15 protein-coding genes are annotated in these 21703 nt (G+C 46.7%); 5 read left to right on the forward strand and 10 right to left on the reverse strand.

Translation table 11 applies throughout. The features are described 5' to 3' along the window. The first annotated feature begins 196 nt into the window (after window positions 1-196). On the forward strand, window positions 197-751 hold the full coding sequence (locus tag ICN19_RS00785) for a phasin family protein (protein WP_216244902.1): 555 nt from the start codon (window positions 197-199) through the stop codon (window positions 749-751). 55 nt (window positions 752-806) lie between these two features. Here the strand turns inward: ICN19_RS00785 and lpdA are convergent, their stop codons facing one another. From lpdA to aceE, 3 genes are read right to left on the reverse strand one after another with little or no spacing between them, the layout of a single operon-like run. Next, window positions 807-2591: a dihydrolipoyl dehydrogenase gene (lpdA, locus tag ICN19_RS00790; RefSeq protein WP_216244904.1), complete on the reverse strand. Its 1785-nt coding sequence runs from the start codon at window positions 2589-2591 to the stop codon at window positions 807-809. A 9-nt stretch (window positions 2592-2600) separates the two neighbouring features. Continuing rightward, window positions 2601-4208 carry a dihydrolipoyllysine-residue acetyltransferase gene (aceF, locus tag ICN19_RS00795; protein ID WP_216244906.1) on the reverse strand — a complete coding sequence of 536 codons (1608 nt, stop codon included), beginning with the start codon at window positions 4206-4208 and terminating at the stop codon, window positions 2601-2603. A 15-nt stretch (window positions 4209-4223) separates the two neighbouring features. Further along, window positions 4224-6920, reverse strand: coding sequence for a pyruvate dehydrogenase (acetyl-transferring), homodimeric type (gene aceE / locus ICN19_RS00800; RefSeq protein ID WP_216244908.1), 2697 nt, complete (start codon window positions 6918-6920; stop codon window positions 4224-4226). Between the two features lie 244 nt (window positions 6921-7164). On the opposite strand from aceE, the gene ICN19_RS00805 reads away from it, so the two are divergent. From ICN19_RS00805 to ICN19_RS00820, 4 genes are read left to right on the forward strand one after another with little or no spacing between them, the layout of a single operon-like run. Beyond that, a complete protein-coding gene (locus ICN19_RS00805) occupies window positions 7165-9651 on the forward strand; it encodes a PAS domain S-box protein (RefSeq protein WP_255536892.1) in 2487 nt (828 codons plus the stop codon). A 35-nt stretch (window positions 9652-9686) separates the two neighbouring features. Beyond that, window positions 9687-10334 carry a response regulator transcription factor gene (locus tag ICN19_RS00810; RefSeq protein ID WP_068321237.1) on the forward strand — a complete coding sequence of 216 codons (648 nt, stop codon included), beginning with the start codon at window positions 9687-9689 and terminating at the stop codon, window positions 10332-10334. Between the two features lie 15 nt (window positions 10335-10349). After that, window positions 10350-11204 (forward strand): bifunctional methylenetetrahydrofolate dehydrogenase/methenyltetrahydrofolate cyclohydrolase FolD, encoded by an 855-nt coding sequence (gene folD, locus ICN19_RS00815; RefSeq protein ID WP_216214530.1) that lies wholly within the window; start codon window positions 10350-10352, stop codon window positions 11202-11204. Between the two features lie 53 nt (window positions 11205-11257). After that, window positions 11258-13384, forward strand: a complete 2127-nt coding sequence (locus ICN19_RS00820; protein ID WP_216244911.1) for a M3 family metallopeptidase — start codon at window positions 11258-11260, stop codon at window positions 13382-13384. Window positions 13385-13497: 113 nt separating this feature from the next. On the opposite strand, the gene ICN19_RS00825 is transcribed toward ICN19_RS00820, so the two are convergent. The 7 genes from ICN19_RS00825 to ICN19_RS00855 all read right to left on the reverse strand — a co-directional run bounded on the left by ICN19_RS00825 (window position 13498) and on the right by ICN19_RS00855 (window position 21680). After that, the gene (locus tag ICN19_RS00825; protein ID WP_216244913.1) at window positions 13498-14802 is read right to left on the reverse strand and encodes a lipase family protein; all 1305 of its coding nucleotides are present in this window, start codon (window positions 14800-14802) and stop codon (window positions 13498-13500) included. Between the two features lie 67 nt (window positions 14803-14869). Next, window positions 14870-15718: an exodeoxyribonuclease III gene (gene xth / locus ICN19_RS00830; protein ID WP_216244917.1), complete on the reverse strand. Its 849-nt coding sequence runs from the start codon at window positions 15716-15718 to the stop codon at window positions 14870-14872. Then, window positions 15711-17162 carry a nitrogen regulation protein NR(I) gene (gene ntrC, locus ICN19_RS00835; protein WP_216244920.1) on the reverse strand — a complete coding sequence of 484 codons (1452 nt, stop codon included), beginning with the start codon at window positions 17160-17162 and terminating at the stop codon, window positions 15711-15713. The genes xth and ntrC overlap by 8 nt, the downstream gene beginning before the upstream one ends. Further along, entirely contained in the window at window positions 17159-18292 is a 1134-nt protein-coding gene (glnL, locus tag ICN19_RS00840) for a nitrogen regulation protein NR(II) (protein WP_216244922.1), read from the reverse strand. The genes ntrC and glnL overlap by 4 nt, the downstream gene beginning before the upstream one ends. Window positions 18293-18306: 14 nt before the next feature. After that, window positions 18307-19722: a type I glutamate--ammonia ligase gene (gene glnA / locus ICN19_RS00845; protein ID WP_216244924.1), complete on the reverse strand. Its 1416-nt coding sequence runs from the start codon at window positions 19720-19722 to the stop codon at window positions 18307-18309. Window positions 19723-19927: 205 nt separating this feature from the next. Beyond that, entirely contained in the window at window positions 19928-20782 is an 855-nt protein-coding gene (locus ICN19_RS00850; protein WP_216245984.1) for a molybdopterin-binding protein, read from the reverse strand. 28 nt (window positions 20783-20810) lie between these two features. Beyond that, window positions 20811-21680, reverse strand: a complete 870-nt coding sequence (locus tag ICN19_RS00855; RefSeq protein ID WP_216244926.1) for an EI24 domain-containing protein — start codon at window positions 21678-21680, stop codon at window positions 20811-20813. Window positions 21681-21703: the final 23 nt, after the last annotated feature.

The following is a 21703-nucleotide window of genomic DNA, read 5'->3' on the forward strand; positions in this document are numbered from 1 at the left end:
GTAACTTGCTGAAAATATTAGGATTTTTTACTGAATCTTCGATTTTAGGCGCTTTTGCCTACCTACCCCATTTATATCCAAGATTGGGAACATATGCTGCATCGCAACATATATGCCATATAATTTGTCAAAGAGAGTACATTAGGGAAAGCCTAAAGTCAGAATCAAAATAATTATCAAATGGAAAGAGACTGAAATGAACTTAACTCCAGAACAAATTGCAGCAGCACAAAAAGCAAACCTAGAGACCTTGAGTGGATTAACCAATCAAGCTTTGCAAAGCATCGAAAAATTAGTGGAACTGAATATGCATATTGCCAAGCAAAGCTTGAGCGATAGCATGAATAGCGCCAAGAAAGCATTAGAAGTAAAGGATATTCAACAGCTACTCGCCCATCAAGCTGAAGCAGTGCAGCCCATGGCTGAAAAAATTATGGCTTACAGCCGTCACTTGTATGAGCTAGCTCATGAGACTCAAAATAGCTTTACCGAATCTGCTGAAAAAGAATTTCAGGCAGGTCAAAAGAAAATCAATTCTTTAGTGGAAGAGTGGACTAAGAATGCACCAGCTGGATCTGATGCAGCCGTTCAAGCCATGAAGCAAGCCATTGCATCAGCGAACAATGTATTTGAGACTAGCCAAAAGGCTGTGAAGCATGCGGTTGAAGTTGCACAAACTAATCTGAATAGCGCCACTGAAACCGTGTTGAAGGCTGCCGATACAGCGAGCAAAGCCACGAAGAAGAAGTAAGTTACTGCGGAGCAATCTGCAATGTAAAAGCCCCGATGACTCGGGGCTTTTTCTTTTAGGATTTCTTTTTCACTGGTGGTAGATCGGTGCAATGGCCATGGGCTGCTTCAGCCGCAAGGCCTACTGATTCACCGAGGGTTGGATGTGGATGAATTGTTTTACCAATATCCACGGCATCAGCCCCCATCTCAATAGCGAGACACACTTCACCAATCAAATCACCAGCGTGCGTACCAACAATACCGCCACCAATAATGCGATGAGTAGTTGCATCAAAAATGAGTTTTGTGAAACCTTCATCACGTCCGTTAGCAATCGCTCGTCCGCTAGCTGCCCATGGGAACAAACCTTTTTCATAGGCAATGCCTTGTGCTTTGCACTGCTCTTCTGTCAAGCCGGCCCAAGCCACTTCCGGATCGGTGTAAGCAACCGATGGAATTTGCTTCGCATCGAAGTAGGATTTTTCACCAGCAGCCGCTTCAGCAGCTACGTGACCCTCATGCACGGCTTTGTGAGCCAACATCGGCTGACCAACTAAGTCGCCAATTGCAAAAATATTGGGAACATTAGTGCGCATTTGTTTATTAACCGGAATAAAGCCGCGCTCATCTACCTGCACGCCCGCTTTACCAGCATCAATCTTTTTACCATTTGGAGTACGGCCCACTGCAACCAATACCAAGTCATAAGTTTGCGGCTCAGCAGGAGCATTGTCGCCCTCAAAGCTCACTTGTATTCCATCAGGCTTTACTTCCGCCTTAGCAGCACGAGTCTTGAGCATGATCTTTTCAAAACGTCCGGCATTAAACTTCTCCCAGACTTTTTCTAAATCACGATCTGCACCAGCCATGAGGCCGTCCATCATCTCAGCGATATCAATACGTGAGCCTAGCGTGCTGTAAACAGTTGCCATCTCTAATCCAATAATGCCGCCACCAATTACCAACATACGCTTTGGAATGCTCTTGAGCAATAAAGCTCCAGTGCTATCCACAATACGCGGATCTTCTGGCAAGAAAGGCAACTTCACTGGCTGACTGCCGGCAGCAATAATGGCCTTCTGAAAGCGCACCACTTCTTTTTTACCAGTGAGGTCTTGGCCAGTACCGTCGGTTAACTCAACCTCGACATGATTTGCATCTAAGAACTTACCCAGACCACGCACTACTTTGACTTTGCGAGCCTTTGCCATTCCAGCAAGACCGCCAGTTAATTTAGCAATAACAGATTCTTTATAGCCACGCAATTGATCAATCTCGATCTTTGGTGCGCCAAAGGTAATGCCATGCTTTGCCATGGTCTTCACTTCATCCATCACTGAAGTGGTGTGGAGCAATGCTTTAGATGGAATACAACCGACGTTCAAACAAACCCCGCCCAAAGTTGGGTAGCGCTCTACTAAAACGGTATTCATCCCCAAGTCGGCACTACGGAATGCTGCGCTGTAACCGCCAGGGCCAGCACCAAGTACCAATACTTCACATTCATGATCAACCTTGCCGCTGTACTGCCCTGCTACTGGTGCAGGTGCGGCGGTCATTGTTGGAGCGGCAGGAGCTGGTGCCACAGCAGCTGCAGCAGGTTTAGCGGCAGGCGCCGCGCCACTTGCTTCAATTTCTGCAATGACAGAACCTTTGCCAACCTTATCGCCCAACTTAACTGCAATGCTAGTGATAGTGCCTGCAGCATCTGCTGGCACTTCCATTGTTGCCTTGTCTGATTCGAGCACCAAGAGCGGTTGCTCTTTTTCAATAACATCACCAACCTTAACCAGCACTTCAATGACAGGTACATCAGAATAGTCACCAATATCTGGAACGAGAATTGTTTGCTTAGCCATAAATTCCCCTTACAGACTAGCGCGACGGAAGTCGGCCAAGAGCTGAGCAATGTACACATTGAAGCGAGTAGCCAAAGCACCGTCAATCACGCGATGATCTGCAGATAAGGACAATGGGCAAATCAGGCGTGGTACAAACTGCTTACCATCCCACACCGGCTTCATCGCAGCCTTGCTGACACCCAGAATAGCTACTTCAGGAGCATTAACGATTGGCGAGAAATACGTACCGCCAATACCGCCAAGTGATGAAATCGTAAAGCTCGCGCCCTGCATTTGATCAGGCTTTAATTTACCGTCACGAGCAAGTGCTGCTAGATCTGAAGTTTCTTTAGCTAGCTCAAAGATACCTTTTTTATCTGCATCTTTAATTACCGGCACAACCAAACCAGTAGGTGTATCTGCGGCAAAACCGATATTGAAGTATTTCTTCAAAATCAGATCATCGCCATCTAATGAGCTATTGAACTCGGGGTATTTTTTCAACGCTGCTACTGCGGCCTTCATTAAGAAAGCAAGCATCGTAATCTTGACGCCCTTCTTCTCATTCTCTTTATTGGTGAGAACGCGGAATGCCTCTAAGTCAGTAATGTCAGCATCTTCGTGATACGTCACAGCTGGAATCATTACCCAGTTACGACCCAAGTTAGCTGCAGTAAGCTTCTTAATACGATTTAATGGTTGACGCTCAATCTCACCAAACTTTGTGAAATCGACTTTCGGCCAAGGAATGAGATTCAAGCCACCTAAACTGCCACCACTAGAAGCTGCCGCAGGACTACCTGCCCCGCCACTCATTGCTGCTTTGACAAATGCCTGTACATCTTCTTGAGTAATACGCCCCTTTGGACCTGATCCTTTAACTTGATCGATCGTGACGCCAAGCTCACGTGCAAACTTGCGGACAGATGGGCTGGCGTGACTTACCGCCGTTTCAACAGGCGGTGGAGTATTACTCAGTGGAGGCGGTGCTGGCGCCCTTGCAATCGGAGGCTCAACTGTTTTGGCTGCTGGTGCAGCAGGAGCTGCGCTGGCGGCTACTGGAGCAGCTACAGAACCTGAGGGTCCACCTTCCAAGATCACAACTACTGATCCTTCAGAAAGATTGTCGCCAACTTTTACTTTGACTTCCTTAACAACGCCAGAGTGTGATGAAGGAACATCCATCGTAGCTTTATCGGATTCAAGCACGACAATAGATTGTTCTTTCTCTATCTTGTCGCCTGCCTTAACCAAGACTTCGATCACTGGCACATCTTTGTAGTCACCGATATCCGGAACTTTGATTTCAATGGGAGATCCGCCAGCACTGACCGGCGCTGCTGCTGGCGCAGATGCAGGGGCGCTAGCTACTGGCGCTGGTGCCGCCGCTGTAGCACCCTCTTCCAAGGTAATGACAACAGAGCCCTCAGAAAGATTGTCGCCAATCTTTACTTTGACCTCTTTCACAACGCCAGTGTGTGATGACGGAACATCCATCGTAGCTTTATCAGATTCAAGGACGACGATGGATTGCTCTTTCTCTATCTTGTCGCCTGCCTTAACCAAGACTTCGATCACTGGCACATCTTTGTAGTCACCGATATCCGGAACTTTGATTTCAATTATTTGACTCATAGTATTTATCTCTTATCAAACCGTCATTGGGTTTGGTTTAGTAGTGTCGATGTCGTATTTCTTAATCGCTTCTGCCAACTTAGAGCGATCAAGCTGACCGGAGTCAACTAAAGATCTCAAAGCAGTCAGAACTACCCAACGACGATCTACTTCAAAGAAATCACGGAGTTTTTCACGAGTATCGGAACGACCAAAGCCATCGGTACCAAGCACTTCATAGCGACGGCCCATATGCTGAATCGCAGGACGAATCTGTTCTGCAAATAAACGGACATAATCAGTGGCAGCAATGATCGGACCAGTAGTGTCTTTTAAACACTTCTCAACATGGGATAAGGTTGGGGCAGCAGCTGGGTTTAAGAGATTGCTGCGATGCGCTGCAGTCCAATCGCGGCCCAACTCAGTAAAGCTTGGGCAACCCCACAGGTCTGAAGCAATACCCCAGTCTTTATGCAGAATCTCTGCCGCTTCGATAACTTCACGGAAGATTGTTCCAGAGCCTAAGAGTTGTACGCGCAGCTTAGCCTTGTCATCACCGACTGACTTCAACTTATACATACCCTTAATGATGTCTTTTTCAGCGCCTTTGGGCATTGCCGGATGAGCGTAATTCTCATTCATTAATGTGACGTAGTAGTAAACGTCTTCCTGAACCTCCAACATGCGACGCATACCATCCTGAATAACTACTGCTAATTCGAATGAGAATGTAGGGTCGTAGCTAATACAGTTTGGAACTGCACCGCTCCATAGATGGCTATGACCATCTTCGTGTTGTAAGCCTTCGCCGTTCAAGGTAGTTCTACCAGCAGTACCGCCTAGCAAGAAACCACGGCTACGCATATCGCCTGCAGCCCAAGCTAAGTCACCAATACGTTGGAAACCAAACATGGAATAGAAGATGTAGAAAGGCAACATCGGTACGCCGTGCGTAGAGTAAGAGGTAGCGGCAGCGATCCAATCGCACATACCACCAGCTTCGTTGATACCCTCTTGCAAGATCTGACCAGTCTTATCCTCTTTATAGAACATCAATTGATCATGATCTTCTGGGGTGTAGAGTTGGCCTAACTGATTCCAGATTCCTAATTGACGGAACATCCCTTCCATACCGAAAGTACGTGACTCGTCCGGAACAATCGGAACTACACGTTTACCGAGCACCTTATCGCGCACAACGGTGTTGAGCATACGCACAAATGCCATCGTTGTTGAGATCTCACGACCTTCTGTAGTTGCTTCAAGCAACGGTGAGAAAGTTTCCAATGAAGGCACTGGCAAGCTTTCCGCTTTTGTGCGACGCTGAGGTAAATAGCCACCCAACTCCTGACGTCGAGCCTTCATGTACTCAAGCTCTGGGCTGCCTTCAGCAAATTTCACCAAAGGCATTTCATCTAACTGCTCATCTTTAACTGGAATCTCAAAGCGATCACGGAAGCGACGAACGTCGTCCGCATTCATCTTCTTCGCCTGGTGGGCAATATTCATCGCCTCGCCAGAGCCACCCATACCGTAACCCTTAATGGTGTGAGCCAAGATCACTGTTGGCTGATCTTTGTGATTTACCGCAGCATGAAACGCAGCAAATACTTTGTGAGGGTCATGACCGCCACGATTGAGCTGCCAAATCTCATCATCACTCCAGTCGCTGACTAAAGCTTTTAATTCTGGGGTATTGAAAACGATCTCACGCACATAGGCGCCATTCTTAGACTTCATTGTCTGGTACTGACCGTCAACGATCTCGCCCAAACGCTGCATCAAGATACCTTTTTTATCACGCGCAAATAGAGCATCCCATTGACCGCCCCACACTACCTTGATGACATTCCAGCCCGAACCACGGAACTCACTCTCGAGCTCTTGAATAATTTTCCCGTTACCGCGCACTGGTCCATCCAAGCGCTGCAAGTTACAGTTAATAACAAAAATTAAGTTATCGAGTTTTTCACGACCAGCCATACCAATTGCGCCCAAAGATTCTGGCTCATCAGTTTCGCCATCACCCAAGAAGGCCCAAACTTTACGGCCCTGCTCTTGGATAAAACCACGATCAGTTAAGTACTTCATAAAGCGCGCTTGGTAAATCGCCATGATCGGACCCAAACCCATTGATACTGTTGGGAACTGCCAGAAGTCTGGCATCAGCCAAGGATGCGGATAACTAGAGATGCCTTTGCCACCCACTTCTTGGCGGAAGTTATTGAGCTGACCCTCTTCAAGACGACCTAACATATAAGCACGTGCATATACACCTGGAGCTGAGTGTCCCTGTACAAATATCAAATCACCACCATGCTCCGGAGATGGTGCATGCCAGAAGTGATTAAAGCCAACGTCGTATAAAGTCGCTGCTGATTGGAAAGAAGAAATGTGGCCGCCAACGTTGGTATCTTTATTGGCGCGCAAGACCATTGCCATGGCATTCCATCGTGTGTACGAACGAATACGATGCTCTACGTTCTGATCTCCAGGCAAGCGTGCTTGGTTTTCAACGGGAATCGTATTGATGTAAGGAGTCTCAGCATGAAATGGCTGAACTACCCCGTTAACACGCGCATGAGAAATTTGTTGATCAATGAGATAAGCGGCTCTTTCTGGCCCCTCATTCCGAATAACGCCATCGAGCGCCTGCAACCATTCTTGAGTCTCACCCGGATCAGCGTCCTGAGCATTCTGTTTGCCTAATACTTGGTCTGGAACCGCTGCCATCTTTAGTCTCCGTTAAATAGTGCTTAATTTGTCATTAACTCTATAGGCAATATTCTAGGAAGGTATATGGGTGTAAACAAGCAATTTTCCACATAATGATAATATTTCTCATAATGTGGTAATTTATTGCGGTGCAAATAAGAATGGCTAATCAAGCCAGAAATACCATTTCAGGGGTTGCAATAGGGCAAAATGCTTTGTATTCATGAAAGTATCAGCCTCCTCCAATCTTTTTCTACGGCCCTTGAAATGGCTCCGCAAAATACGCGGATTTAGGCTTGTTTACACCCCTCTGATTGCGATTGTGATTTTTACTGCAGTCATGGGCATTATCTTGGGCACCCTGCACCTACAAGAAAAGAATCAGCAAGAATCGGCTCTATTTAGAGAGTTATCGTTTGCCAAACAACGCATTCAATCTCGATTTGCTAGCAATCTCGATGCATTAACCACAATCAATCGTGAAGTTGCGGCTAGCGAAGATCAAGTCAAATTCAAGCAAATCGCGAGAGAACAGGCAGATGATCTAGTTGTTAACAACCATGAAATAGTCAAAATCATTTGGCTAACCAACCAAAGCCAGCGTCTGTGGGTTGCGCCAACCGAAACAGGTAAGCCAGATTGGATTACCAAGAGTCAAAATGATCAACTTGTTAATACTGGTCTTGCATCCACCATTGAACTAAGCAGAGTAACCAGTCGTGCTGCCTTTAGTCCATTTATCTCTCTTAATCTTCCTAGCGATGAGCCAATCAATGCTGAGAGAAAAATTGTTTTCTGGCAAGTAGTGCCCAATATAGTTAGCGGGGAAATTGTAGGTTACTTGGCGGCGCTCTACACTACCCAAGGAATTTTGGATGTCATTCCCGGAGAGCTGAAGTCTTACTACCGCTTCACCCTCATTACTGATAACGAAAAAGTTCTGGCGATCTCCTCGGATAAAGGGACTCCTAAAAGAGCTTTTAGCAATCAGACCAGCTTAGATATCGGCGTCTTAAGTCCAAATATCACCTTGCGGATTGATACCTATCCTCCGCCTACCAACCTCACCTTCAGGATGTTGATTGGCGTTGTATTGGGATTGAGTATCTTCGTGATTTGGAGCTTGTGGTCCGTCCTCAAGCAAATGCAAGTGCGCCAGGAAGCTGAGGCAAGTCTGCGCACAGAAACCAGCTTTCGTAATGCGATGGAGAACTCCACCCCAGTGGGTATTCGTGCGCATGATATGGAAAAACGAATCACTTATGTCAATCGAGCCTTTTGCGAAATGACCGGCTGGAGCTCCGAAGAATTAATGGGCCTTACCCCGCCATTTCCATTTTGGCCAGATAGCCGAAGAGATGAGCTTGTAGAAAAGATGAACCGGGCCCTGCAATCCAACATCAGCGGCAGTATGAAAATTGGTATTGAGGGTGCAATCCTAAAGCGGGATGGAACCTTAATCCAGACACGCACCTTCATTGCACCTTTAATTAATGAAAAGGGCAAACAGACAGGCTGGGTCACTTCCTTAATCGACATTTCGGAGCCAAAAAAGATTCGTGAAGAATTGGCTGCGTCACAAGAACGATTCACCACCGTTCTCGAGAGTCTAGATGCTGCAGTGTCTGTTGTCTCTCTGGAAACCGATGAACTGCTATTTGCAAACCGCTTCTACCGAGAAAATTTTGGCAATGATTCCAAAGGACACTTTCAATTAGCTCACCAAGATAATGAAATTGCGACTTTGCATAATATTGCACAGGATCTTCAAGACTACATACGCGATGGCATTCCGACCTCATTTCTGTATCAAGAATCAGAGTCAGAAGAAGTGCAGTTGACTGATGGCAGCAATAAGTGGTTTGAGGTCAGACGTCGCTTTATTCCATGGGTTGACGGCCATCTCGCACAATTATTGGTTGCCACCGATATCACTGCACGTAAAGAGGCTGATGATTTAGCCCTCCAACAACAAGAGCGCATGCAGTTCACCAGTCGTCTTACTACCATGGGTGAGATGGCTTCTTCGTTAGCCCACGAATTGAATCAGCCACTCTCCGCGATTTCAAATTACTGCATGGGTGTTGCAAAACGTTTAGATGGTAATTTGGATCCCGCTATCTCCAAGGAGATCCTGCCGGCGCTAGCTAAAGCCTCTGAACAGGCACATCGCGCTGGCACGATCATTCAACGAATTCGAGGCTTCGTTAAGCGCAGTGAACCTCAGCGCAAAGCTTCATGCGTTTCCGAAATCATTAATGATGCGGTTGGCCTAGTTGAAATTGAAGCACATCGCCACCGTCTCAGCATCACCTCAGAGATTGCCGAAAATCTTCCGGTAGTTAATCTCGATCCAGTCCTCATTTTGCAGGTCGTGGTCAATCTCCTGAAAAATGCGCTTGATAGCGTCCGTGAGGCCTACCCCCTCTCCTCGCGCTGGTCAGCGCCTGCAGTGAAGATTACGGTTGATTTAGACACCAGCATTTTCCCCGCTATGCTCAGAATTCAAGTCACTGATGCTGGGGGTGGAATACCCGAAAACGTGCTGGAACACATGTTTGAGCCGTTTTTTAGCACTAAATCCGATGGCATGGGCATGGGGCTCAATATCTGCCGCTCTATTATTGAATCCCACCATGGCAGGCTTTGGGCTACCAACGTCACAGACTCAGAACAGACCAAGCTGGCTGGCTGCACCTTTACAATACTTCTACCCCTGGAATCCCCTGAAACCAAGGCCAATACTTAACATTGAATTTTTAGGTTTACCTCGCGAGAACTGATATGAACTTAAGCGCTACTGCAAAACCAAACCAAGCTGAAGTCGTCTATGTTGTTGATGATGATGAAGCAGTTAGAGATTCCCTCACTTGGCTTTTAGAGAGCAACGGTTATGTTGTACGCTGCCATGCAAGCGCTGAACGTTTCTTGCAGTCTTTGCAAAGTACCGATAAGTCCACCATCTCATGCGCCATTTTGGATGTTCGCATGCCTGGTATGTCAGGCCTTGAATTACAAGAGCGCTTAACTGCTGAAAATTTGCCAATGCCAGTTGCCTTCATCACAGGTCACGGCGATGTTTCTATGGCAGTTTCCACCATGAAACGTGGTGCAGTAGATTTCATTGAAAAACCTTTTAAAGAAAATGATCTCTGTGGTTTAGTAGATCGCATGCTTGCTAAAGCCCGCATTGATTACTCACAAGCAAGCCAACGCAAAATTACTCAGAGCTTACTCAGTAAACTGACTGGTCGTGAACGTCAAGTTCTTGAGCGCATTGTTGCCGGTCGCTTAAATAAACAAATTGCTGATGATCTTGGTATTTCTATCAAGACAGTTGAAGCACACCGTGCCAACATCATGGAAAAGCTCAATGTCAATACCGTAGCAGACCTGCTCCGCTTGGCTTTATCTGATCCACAACCTAATTAACATCAGGGTCTAGAGATGCCAGCGCAATTATTAGATGGAAACGCCCTTTCTAAGAAGCTTCGTACTGAGATAGCAGCCCGCGGTGCAATTGTTACCGCCAAAGGTACTCGCCCTGGCTTGGCCGTGATCGTAGTTGGCGACAATCCTGCCAGCGCTGTATATGTACGCAATAAAGTCAAGGCTTGTGAAGACGTTGGTTTTCATTCCGTTTTAGAGCGCTACTCCGCTGAACTTGGTGAAGAAGAGTTGCTAGCTCGAATTGCTACCCTGAATGCAGATCCTGCTATTCATGGAATTTTGGTGCAACTGCCATTGCCAGAGCACATTGCATCTGAACGCGTACTCGAAGCAATTGCTCCAGAGAAAGACGTAGATGGCTTTCACGTGGCTAATGCTGGCGCATTGATGGTTGGCCAACCAGAATTCAAACCGTGCACACCTTATGGTTGCATGAAGATTCTAGAAAGCATTGAATATCCAATTCGTGGTGCCCGCGCTGTAATTGTTGGTGCATCTAACATTGTTGGTAAGCCAATGGCCATGTTACTGCTACAAGCAGGCGCAACCGTCACCATCTGCAATAGCAAAACGCGTGACCTGGCACACCACACAAAGGATGCTGATATCTTGGTAGTTGCTACCGGCAAACCTAAGATGATCTCTGGTGATATGGTCAAAAATGGTGCGGTAGTAATTGACGTAGGTATCAATCGCCTGCCAGATGGCAAGCTTTGTGGGGATGTTGATTTTGACACTGCCAAATATGTCGCTGGCTGGATTACCCCCGTTCCTGGTGGCGTTGGTCCTATGACCATCACCATGCTCCTGATGAACACCTTAGAAGCAGCTGAAAAGGCATCAAAGCACTAAGGATTTAACTGGGGCTTTTGGCAAAATTGCTCCCAGTCCATTAAGCTAGAGGGATGACTGCATCCCTCACCAAGACCCTCCCTGCTGAATTACAAAACAATCCTCTGGTTACTTTTGGTCGTGGCATTGCTGCCTACTCTGAAGTAAAGCCTGAGCACATTGCCCCAGCAATTGAATACCTATTGAAGCATGCACAAGACGCGGTGGATGAAGCAGTAAATCCAAATACAGCGCCATCTTGGAATGCGTTGGCTGAGCCACTAGAGGACGCTACAGAGTCTTTAGGGAGATCTTGGGGCGTGATCTCTCACCTCAATAGTGTTGCCGATACACCAGAATTACGAGCCGCCTATGGCGCAATGCTGCCCAAGGTGACCGCCTTCTTTTCAAGTCTTGGACAGAATTTAGATCTCTACCAGAAATTTAAAGAACTCAGCAAGTCTCCAGACTTTGTAAAACTGAGTTCTGCTCAAAAGAAAGTTATTGAAAACTCCTTGCGCGATTTTCGCCTTGGCGGTGCAGAGCTGAGCGATGCAGACAAACCGCGTTTTGCCCAAATTCAGGATGAGCAAGCAACCTTAGGTAAAGCCTTTTCTGACCACGTCTTAGATGCAACCGATGGCTTTGTGCACCTTGTAACGGATAAAGCAGATCTAGTTGGATTGCCTGAGGATGTTGTTGCTGCAGCTGCCGATACCGCTCAGCAGAAGAATCTACAGGGCTGGGCATTTACACTGCACTTCCCTTCTTACTATCCAGTCATGCAGTACTCAGAAAATCGCGCGTTACGCCGCTTGATGTACGAGGCCTATGTCACCCGTGCTTCAGAGCTTGCGCCACAGTACGCCAAAGGCAAGCTGGATTGGGACAACACACAAAATATGCTAGAGCAACTCAGACTGCGCGATGAAGAAGCGCGCATGCTGGGATTTAAGAACTATGCTGCGCTAAGCTTGGCACCAAAGATGGCTAATAGCGTTGAGGAAGTTGACGCTTTCTTAACGAATTTCGCCCAGAAGGCAAAACCATTTGCACTCAAGGATTGGCAAGAGCTTTCGGAATTTGCTAAATCCGAACTTGCGATTATCAATGGCTTAGAACCTTGGGATGTTGCATTTGCCTCTGAGCGATTGAAGCAAGAGCGTTACTCATTCTCCGAAAATGAACTCAAACAGTATTTCCCATTACCCAAAGTATTAGATGGACTCTTCCAAGTGATCCAAACTTTGTTTGGTGTGAAGATTGAAGCGGCTAACCTGCCTACATGGCATGCTGACGTGCAATCCTTCTCGGTAAAGAATGCCAAAGGCAGCATCGTGGCTTATTTCTATCTCGATCCCTATGCTCGTCCTGGCAAGCGTGGCGGCGCCTGGATGGATGATGCCCGCGGTCGCAGAGTATTGCCCAATGGAGAAATCCAAATACCTGTGGCGTATTTAGTTTGTAACTTTGCGCCCCCAGTCAAAGTCGATGGCGTATTACGTCAACCTACGATTACTCATGATGATGTGATTACCCTCTTCCACGAGAGTGGTCATGGCTTGCATCATCTATTAACTCAAGTTAGTGCTTTGGGTGTATCAGGCATTAATGGCGTTGAGTGGGATGCTGTTGAATTGCCAAGTCAATTTATGGAAAACTTCTGCTGGGAATGGGAAGTTTTAGAAAAGATGACTGCGCACGCTGAAACTGGTAAACCGTTGCCGCGCGAACTCTTTGAAAAAATCTTAGCAGCTAAGAATTTCCAAAATGGCTATATGACTTTGCGTCAGATTGTGATGTCATTAACCGACTGGCGTCTACACTCCAGCCTGAGTACCAAAGATGCAAAAGATCAGGTAGTGCTCGATCTATCAAGAACGATTGCCGATCAATTTAATGTCATCCCACAGCCCGCCATCTCTCGCTGGATTAATACCTTCAGTCATATTTTTGCAGGTGGCTATGCAGCAGGCTATTACAGCTACAAATGGGCAGAAGTTTTATCCGCGGATGTCTACTCTGCCTTTGAAGAAGCCGCCAAGCTTACTGGTAGCGTGCTAGATGAAAAAACGGGTACACGTTATCGCGAAGAGATCTTGGAGGTTGGTGGCAGCCGTCCAGCAGCTGAATCCTTCAAGGCTTTTAGAGGTAGAGAACCAAGCATTGATGCCCTTCTCAGGCATGGTGGCTTGGCTTAATTGATTCGCTGGATTGCGCAAACAGAAAAACCACCCAAGGGTGGTTTTTCAGCTTCTTGAGCTATGAATTTCAAGAGTTCATTTTTGATTTAACTTCTGCTTTCGTTTCTGATTTAGTTTTTTGGGCAAGCATTCTCTAGAGGCTTTCCTACTACACGATCCTTAATCCATGATAAATAAAATGGCTTAGATGATCCAGGGGTCGTAAAGTGAGACTGCTCGCCAGGTAATTGCATTCTTCCAACATTCCCGCCAAGTTTGCAAACTTGATCTTGGTAGAGCTTATGCATCATTGGAGGAACGGCGGTATCTTTAGTGCCAAAGTAAATTTGCACTGGTGCAATAGGCTTTACTACCGGTACACCACCCTTCAACATTGCCTGTGCCCAAGCAAGCGTGTTGCTAGGGGCAGACTTTAATAAGCTAGCGTAGTTTGCACCATAGTTAAAGTTAAAGGTGTCACTGGCTGCGTGCATACATTTATTGCTATAAATATCATTAGCCACTTTCACACCCTCATCGGTAAAGAGGTCTGATAATTTCAGATTAGGAAAGGCGGCTTGAGTTCCCCAGTAGTACATCGTTGCATGGGTGAAATTAAAGACGTTATCCAAAAACATCTTTTGCGAACCTTGCAGATATTTATCCGCAGCAGCTTGATCAAGCTTGCCTGCTGGAGCAAGTATAGAAATATCTTGCGGTGCTAGAGCCACAAAACCAACAATATCTACACCATCAAATGCAGTGCCGATTTGCTTAATATAGTCAGGCATTCCAGCTAAGGCAATGACGGCTCCACCGCCTTGCGACCAACCATAAACAATCGTCTTCTTATTAGCACCCGTCTCTTTCATGGAGCCAGCGGCACGAGCGGCATTGAGCGTATCCATACCATTAGTAGCTGCGACACTATATTGATGTCTACCGCCACTACCCAAACCTTGGTAATCGGTTGCAGCTAATACGTAACCTTCTTTAATAAATTCTTCTACCGCTGGAATTCCATAATCTGTCCAAGAATTTCCACCAACCAAGAAATACTCATTCAAAGGAACTGCTGGATCAATAACCTGTGATGGACCGCAATTTTGCGCTGCCCCCGTTGTGCCATGTGCCCACGTCATCACTGGTCGACCGCCTGCAGGAGCCTGACCCAATGGCGCAACTACTAAGCCCGTTGAAATGGTTTTGCGACCAGAGATATCAGATGAAATATAAGCAATCCTCCAGGCTTGAGCGCCTTTGACAGATGTTTCAATTTTTTCCTGCTTAATCACTTGCCCTAATTTACCTTCAGGGGCCATCTTCATTACTGCTGCATAAAAAGGCTGCACTGGAGGGTCAGCAAATACAGCGGTAGATAAAACTCCGAAGGCGACACCGAGCGCCAAAACTGAAAGACGAGTGATTTTTTTCATGGATAGATGGTGATATTAGGTTCTTAAACCTATATTAGACACCAAGCTATGCAGCAATTAGAGTTAACTATACTTTTTGAATAATAGCAATCACAGGAGCATGGTCAGAAGGCTGCTCCCAGGTTCTGGGCTCTTTATCCACTTCGCTAGCGGTGCATTTTTCTTTAAGCGCCTCACTGAGCAGTATGTGGTCGATACGCATTCCGGCATTTCTTCTGAAACCCATCATGCGATAGTCCCACCAACTAAAGGTTTTTGGTGACTGCTCAAACATTCTGAAAGAGTCTGTTAAGCCTAATTCAACCAATTTTTGGAAAGCCTGACGCTCCTCTGGAGAAACTAAGTTCTGCCCGATCCACTTAGAGGGATCGTGCACATCATCATCAGTAGGCGCAATATTGAAGTCCCCCAGCAAAGCTAAACGCGAGTTCTGCTGGAGCTCTTCGCCTAACCAAGTTTGCAAGGCATTAAGCCAGCTGAGCTTGTATACAAATTTGTCGCTATCGGGTGATTGCCCATTTGGAAAATAGGCAGAGACCAACCTCATCGGCTGCGTTCCCGCAAAGGGAATCGTGGCAGCTAAGATTCTCTGCTGCTCATCTTCGAAGCTTGGAATATTTCTAATGGGTTTTAGAAAGCTGGTTGCTGTGTCAGATGCAATCGGCGCTAGTGCCGCCTTGCGCACAATGATGGCTACACCGTTATAGGTCTTTTGACCTGCAGCCAGACTCAAGTAACCTGCATCCTCAAGTTCTTTATGCGGATATTTATCATCCGTAAGTTTGAGCTCCTGCAAACACAGCGCATCAATAGGCTGCTGCTTTTTTTCCTGATCCTGTAGCCAACGCAGGACTTGTGGAAGGCGAACTTTTAAGGAGTTCACATTCCACGCGGCTATGCGAACCGAATCAGTCATCGATTCCCAACTCTTGCAACTTACGGGTAATCGTATTGCGTCCAATACCTAGACGTTGAGCGGCCTCCACTCTTCTACCGCGCGTTACTTCAAGCGCTGCTTGTAATACCGCTTTTTCGAAGCGCGCAGTGAGGGCATCAAAGACTTCTTTATCGCCGTCTTGCAGCATCTTTACAGCGAGACGTCCTAAGCCGCTCTCCCAGTCACCTGAGGCGACTTTAGTGGGGGCGGGATTGCTTGGCGAGGACTCACCATGAAGAATCACGGGTTGCTCGCTAGCTTCCGCAACGATATCGGCAGGCAAATCACTAACCCCAATCACATTGGCGGGCGTCATTACCGTGAGCCAATGGCATAAATTCTCTAATTGGCGCACGTTACCTGGAAATGGCATAGCGCTGATTTCTTTTAAGACTTCATCAGAGAGCTTTTTAGGATCAACCCCTAAAGACTTGGCGCAACTGAGCATGAAATGACGAGCCAACATTGGAATATCTTCACTACGCTCACGCAATGAAGGCATGCGCAAACGAATGACATTCAGGCGATGCAATAAATCTTCGCGGAATAGTCCTGCAGCAACTCGAGCATCTAGATTCTGATGGGTCGATGCGATGATGCGAACGTTTGCCTTAATTGGGTCTTGACCGCCGATACGATAAAAATGACCGTCAGACAAGACTCGGAGCAAACGGGTCTGCAGATCAAATGGAAGATCACCTACCTCACCTAAAAATAGGGTGCCACCATCAGCTTGCTCAAAGCGACCGCGTCGCAGAGTTTGTGCGCCAGGAAAGGCGCCACGCTCATGACCAAACAACTCAGACTCTAATAAATCTTTTGGTACGGCCGATGTGCTCAAAGAAACAAAGGGTCCTTTTGCGCAAGGGCTGTGCTTATGCAATGCATGAGCTACCAACTCTTTACCAGTACCGGACTCGCCAGTAATCAGGACTGTCGCATTGGATTGAGCTAAACGACCAATCGCACGAAAGATTTCTTGCATGGCTGGTGCTTGACCAATGATCTCCGTAGCATCTTGGCGCCAGGCGGTTAGTTCTTTAGCGCCAGAATCATTGCGAATGCCCTGCTCAACCGCACGATGAATCAGCTCCACCGCTTTTTCTACATCAAATGGTTTAGTAAGGTACTCAAATGCGCCACCTTGAAATGAAGAGACAGCTGAATCCAAATCAGAGTAAGCCGTCATGATGATGACAGGCAAATTCGGATGGCTAGCCTTTACATGCTGCAAGAGATCCAAGCCATTACCGCGTGGCATCCGGATATCTGAAATCAACACTTGGGGGGATTCTTTTTCCAAGGCATTCAGAACATCGTTTGGATTAGAAAAGCTCTTATGCGGAATATTCTCACGCGATAACGCCTTTTCTAAAACCCAACGAATAGATTGATCATCGTCGACGATCCAAATTGGTTTCATGATGCTTTCTCCTGCCTACGGTATGGAATTTGAATATGAAAATCGGTGCGTCCAGGACGGCTATTACAAGAAATAAAGCCCTGGTGCTGCTGAACAAAGGTTTGCGCCAAAGTAAGACCAAGCCCACTACCACCATCTCTACCCGAGACCAGCGGGAAGAAGATACGCTCAATAATTTCTTCTGGGATACCTGGGCCGTTATCAATTACATGCAAATCCATCGCCAACTTATAGCGATGCTTGGCAATAGTCACTGAGCGTGCTACACGGGTCTTAAGTTCGATTTGAGCAACGCCGTTTTGAATCTCTTCAGATAGTGCTTGGGCAGCATTGTGAACAATATTGAGAGTTGCCTGAATCAACTGCTCACGGTCACCCAATACATCCGGCAGACTCGTATCGTAATTACGAATAATTCTGAGTCCTTTTGGAAACTCGGCCAAAACCAAACTACGCACACGCTCCAATGCTTCATGCACATTAAAGGATTCCATCACATGCGCCTTGCGATGTGGCGCCAAGAGACGGTCTACTAAAGTCTGCAGGCGATCCGATTCTTTGATAATGACTTGCGTGTATTCCCGCAAACCTTTATCCGGCAATTCAAATTCGAGTAGCTGAGCCGCTCCACGAATTCCACCCAATGGGTTTTTAATCTCATGCGCTAAATTGCGCATCAACTGTTTATTTGCCTCAACTTGCTGCGTTACACGTTCATCGCGCTCACTACGCAACTGCTGGTCGATCGGAAACCATTCCATCATGATCAGGGTAGGATCTTCCAAGGCCGCAATAACAACATGGGCAGGGATTGAATCTTGATGAATACTGCCGGGCAAGGAATCCAGAATCATTTCTTGGCGCTGCGCCAGCACATGCCCCTGCTTCACTTCGCCAATCATGACTCTTAATGCTTCGTTATCGCCAAATAAATTGTGCACAGATTGACCCTCAAGTGATTTACGCGAGAGATCCAAAGCTGACTCAGCAGCTGGGTTCACGTACACCAATTGTTGGGTCTCAGCCTCAAATACCACGATGGCATTAGGCATCTGATCAAGCAATGTCGGAAAAAAAGGAGCAGCCGAAGCTGCTCCCTTGAACGAATTGCGCAACAGACCTGCGCTCAAGTTCTCTCCTTCGCTTACAGGGAGTAGTACATATCAAATTCGATAGGATGCGTAGTCATACGGAAACGTGTGACATCTTCCATCTTCAAATTGATATATGCATCAATCATAGATTCAGTGAATACACCACCGCGAGTCAAGAACTCGTGATCTTTCTTCAATGCATCCAGTGCCTCTTCCAAGCTTGCGCAAACGGTTGGGATCTTTGCATCTTCTTCTGGTGGCAAGTCATACAAGTTCTTGTCAGCAGCTTCGCCCGGATGAATCTTGTTTTGAACGCCGTCCAAACCAGCCATCATCAATGCAGAGAAGCAGAGGTATGGGTTAGCCAATGGATCTGGGAAACGAGTTTCAATACGACGACCCTTAGGATTTGGAACGTGTGGAATACGGATAGAAGCAGAACGGTTACGTGCTGAGTAAGCCAACTTGACTGGAGCCTCAAATCCTGGAACCAAACGCTTGTAGGAGTTTGTACCTGGGTTAGTAATCGCATTCAATGCTTTAGCGTGCTTAATGATGCCGCCAATGTAGAACAATGCGAATTCTGACAAACCTGAATAGCCATTACCAGCAAACAAGTTCTCGCCGTTCTTCCAAATAGATTGGTGAACGTGCATACCAGAACCGTTATCGCCAACTACTGGCTTAGGCATAAAGGTTGCTGTCTTACCGTAAGCATGAGCTACGTTTTGAACAACGTATTTCTGCCAGATTGTCCAATCAGCGCGCTGTACCAATGTGCTGAACTTAGTGCCCAATTCGTTTTGGCCTTGGCCAGCAACTTCATGGTGATGCACTTCAACTGGAATGCCCAATGATTCGAGGATCAAACACATTTCAGAACGCATGTCTTGGAATGTATCTACAGGAGCAACTGGGAAGTAGCCACCCTTTTTACCTGGACGGTGGCCTGTGTTGCCGCCTTCGATTTCTTTAGCAGATGACCATGGAGCCTCTTCGGAATCAATCTTCACGAAGCAACCCTGCATGTCAGCACCCCAACGAACGCCGTCAAAAATAAAGAATTCAGGTTCTGGACCAAAGTATGCTGTATCGCCCAAGCCAGTGCTCTTTAAGTACGCTTCAGCACGCTTAGCGATAGAACGTGGGTCACGGTCATAACCTTTGCCATCAGCTGGCTCGATTACGTCACATGTGAGAACCAAGGTTGGCTCTTCATAGAATGGATCAATGTAAGCAGCTGTTGGATCGGGTTTGAGCAACATGTCTGATGCTTCAATACCTTTCCAACCAGCGATAGAAGAACCGTCAAATGCATGACCGCTCTCAAATTTATCTTCGTCAAAAGCAGAGATAGGAACTGTCGTGTGCTGTTCTTTACCCTTTGTGTCTACAAAGCGGAAATCAACGAAAGTACATTCTTTCTCTTTAACTAACTTCATCACATCAGCGACGGTCTTCGTCATGCAAATCTCCTCTATTAACTAAATTCGGAATTAAAACTTAAGGCATACACCCTTGTTTATTCCAGGCACCAAACATGCCTTATGGATGTATGTAATTTACTGAAGCAAACAAATGGGAACTCTCATTATTGCACTGTTTAAGTGCTGAAATACCCTTCATGCCAGCCCAAATACCCCTATTTGCACCTTTTTAGTGCAAATAATTTCAGGCGATATCGTGGATTTCGTAACCCAGCTCTTGGGTGCCTGCCCTGAGGGCAATCCAGGCGCTTTCCAGAAGGTTAGCATTGCCTTTAATACCAAGCTCAATATGGCGCTGGGCGTACACACCACCCCTGGTTGCGTCACCTACTGATGGCAAGCTAAAGACCTTAACCCCAGGGAAATTGGCCTCTATACGCTCCATTAAGGGTGTCAAAGTCGATTCAATCCCCTTCGGAACAATAAAGCTCTGCTCAGCCCAGTTATCTTGGTGAAATAGATCCTTGTAATGGGTATCCAAGCACCATGCCATCATCGGCGCCGCCATTACCGGGAAACCAGGCAAAAAGTGATGCTCCTGAATGCGGAAGCCTGGAATTTGGTTGTATGGGTTAGGAATAATTTCGCTGCCAATAGGAAACTCGCCCATCTTGAAGCGATGTTGATTTTCTGGAGTGCTGAGATCTGACTTAATCGGATCCCCTTCTGCCATCGACTGAATTCTGCCGGCAATCAGCTCTCTTGCAGTTGGATGCAACTCAATTTTTGTACCCAAGGCCAAAGCAGCGCATTGACGAGTATGGTCATCAGGAGTTGCGCCAATACCGCCAGTACTAAACACGACGTCCCCACTTGCAAAACTCTCTTTCAGCGTAGCAGTAATTTGCGCAGGATCATCGGCAACATACTTAGCCCAAGCAAGGCTGAGGCCACGCTCGTTGAGCAGCTCAATCATTTTGCTCATGTGTTTGTCTTGACGGCGACCTGACAAGATTTCATCGCCGATCACGATTAAACCGAAGCGACGTTGCGCTGCAGCTGCTACATCTTTTGATTCGTCTATTTCAACTTTTTTCATTTCATCAACTATCTCATTAGCCATCGTATTAACTATGATGCGGAAGTTCTATGTCCACTACACGCGATTCCACCGTCAGTGCTTTATCCAACTCTTCTTCTCTCAGTTGCTTAAGTGCATCTAATAGGAAGTAACTAAACCACAAAGCAGCAAATACAAAGATCAAAGAGTAAATCCAAAGCGCTACAAAACTTACGATCGGGAATAGCACCAAAGCCAATGCCGAGGTGGCCCAAAAGAATGTAGGAACTGCACCCAACATCCCCGATGCAATGCCCATGCAGAGCAAAGGCCAGCGATATTTTTCAAGCAAGACATCGCGCTCTTCCGAGCTGGCATGTTTAGCCAATACGTCATAGGACATGAGTCGCATTGTTAACCAACCCCAGAGCAAGGGAGGCAAGACAGCAACAAGTGGAGGCACCCACCAAACGGGCAAAGTCAACATCACGAGAGCCAGACAAATAATGGCTGACCACAATGAGTAAATCAAACTGCCGAAGAACCCGCCTCCCTGTTTACATTTGAGATCATGAAATTGAGAATTCCTTGAGGCAATTTTGACAATTGCAGGGACGGTTGAAAAGGCAACGAATACGAGCAAGCTGATTGTGATCAACGGAATAATCAGCATGACAAAAAATAATGGCGCTATCCATGCTCGCGCGCTATCAAATCCTGCCCAAATAAGGCCTTCTTGAATCCAGCTGGTAAACATCGAGGTTGTTAGAAAGATACTTAATGCTTCGAGTGCAGGGGTCCATGTAAGCCAAATGAGGCAGCCCCACAGCACAGAAATAATCAGAAATGGTCTTAAGCTAAGCCACAGCATCCGTGGATGCATAGTTCCAACTAAGGCCATGCCAAATGATTTAAATACCTGCTGCAAGCCGACCATACAACTCCTATTGCCTTGAGACT

Origin of the sequence: Polynucleobacter sp. AP-Capit-er-40B-B4, assembly GCF_018882245.1 — a bacterium.
GTDB lineage: Bacteria > Pseudomonadota > Gammaproteobacteria > Burkholderiales > Burkholderiaceae > Polynucleobacter.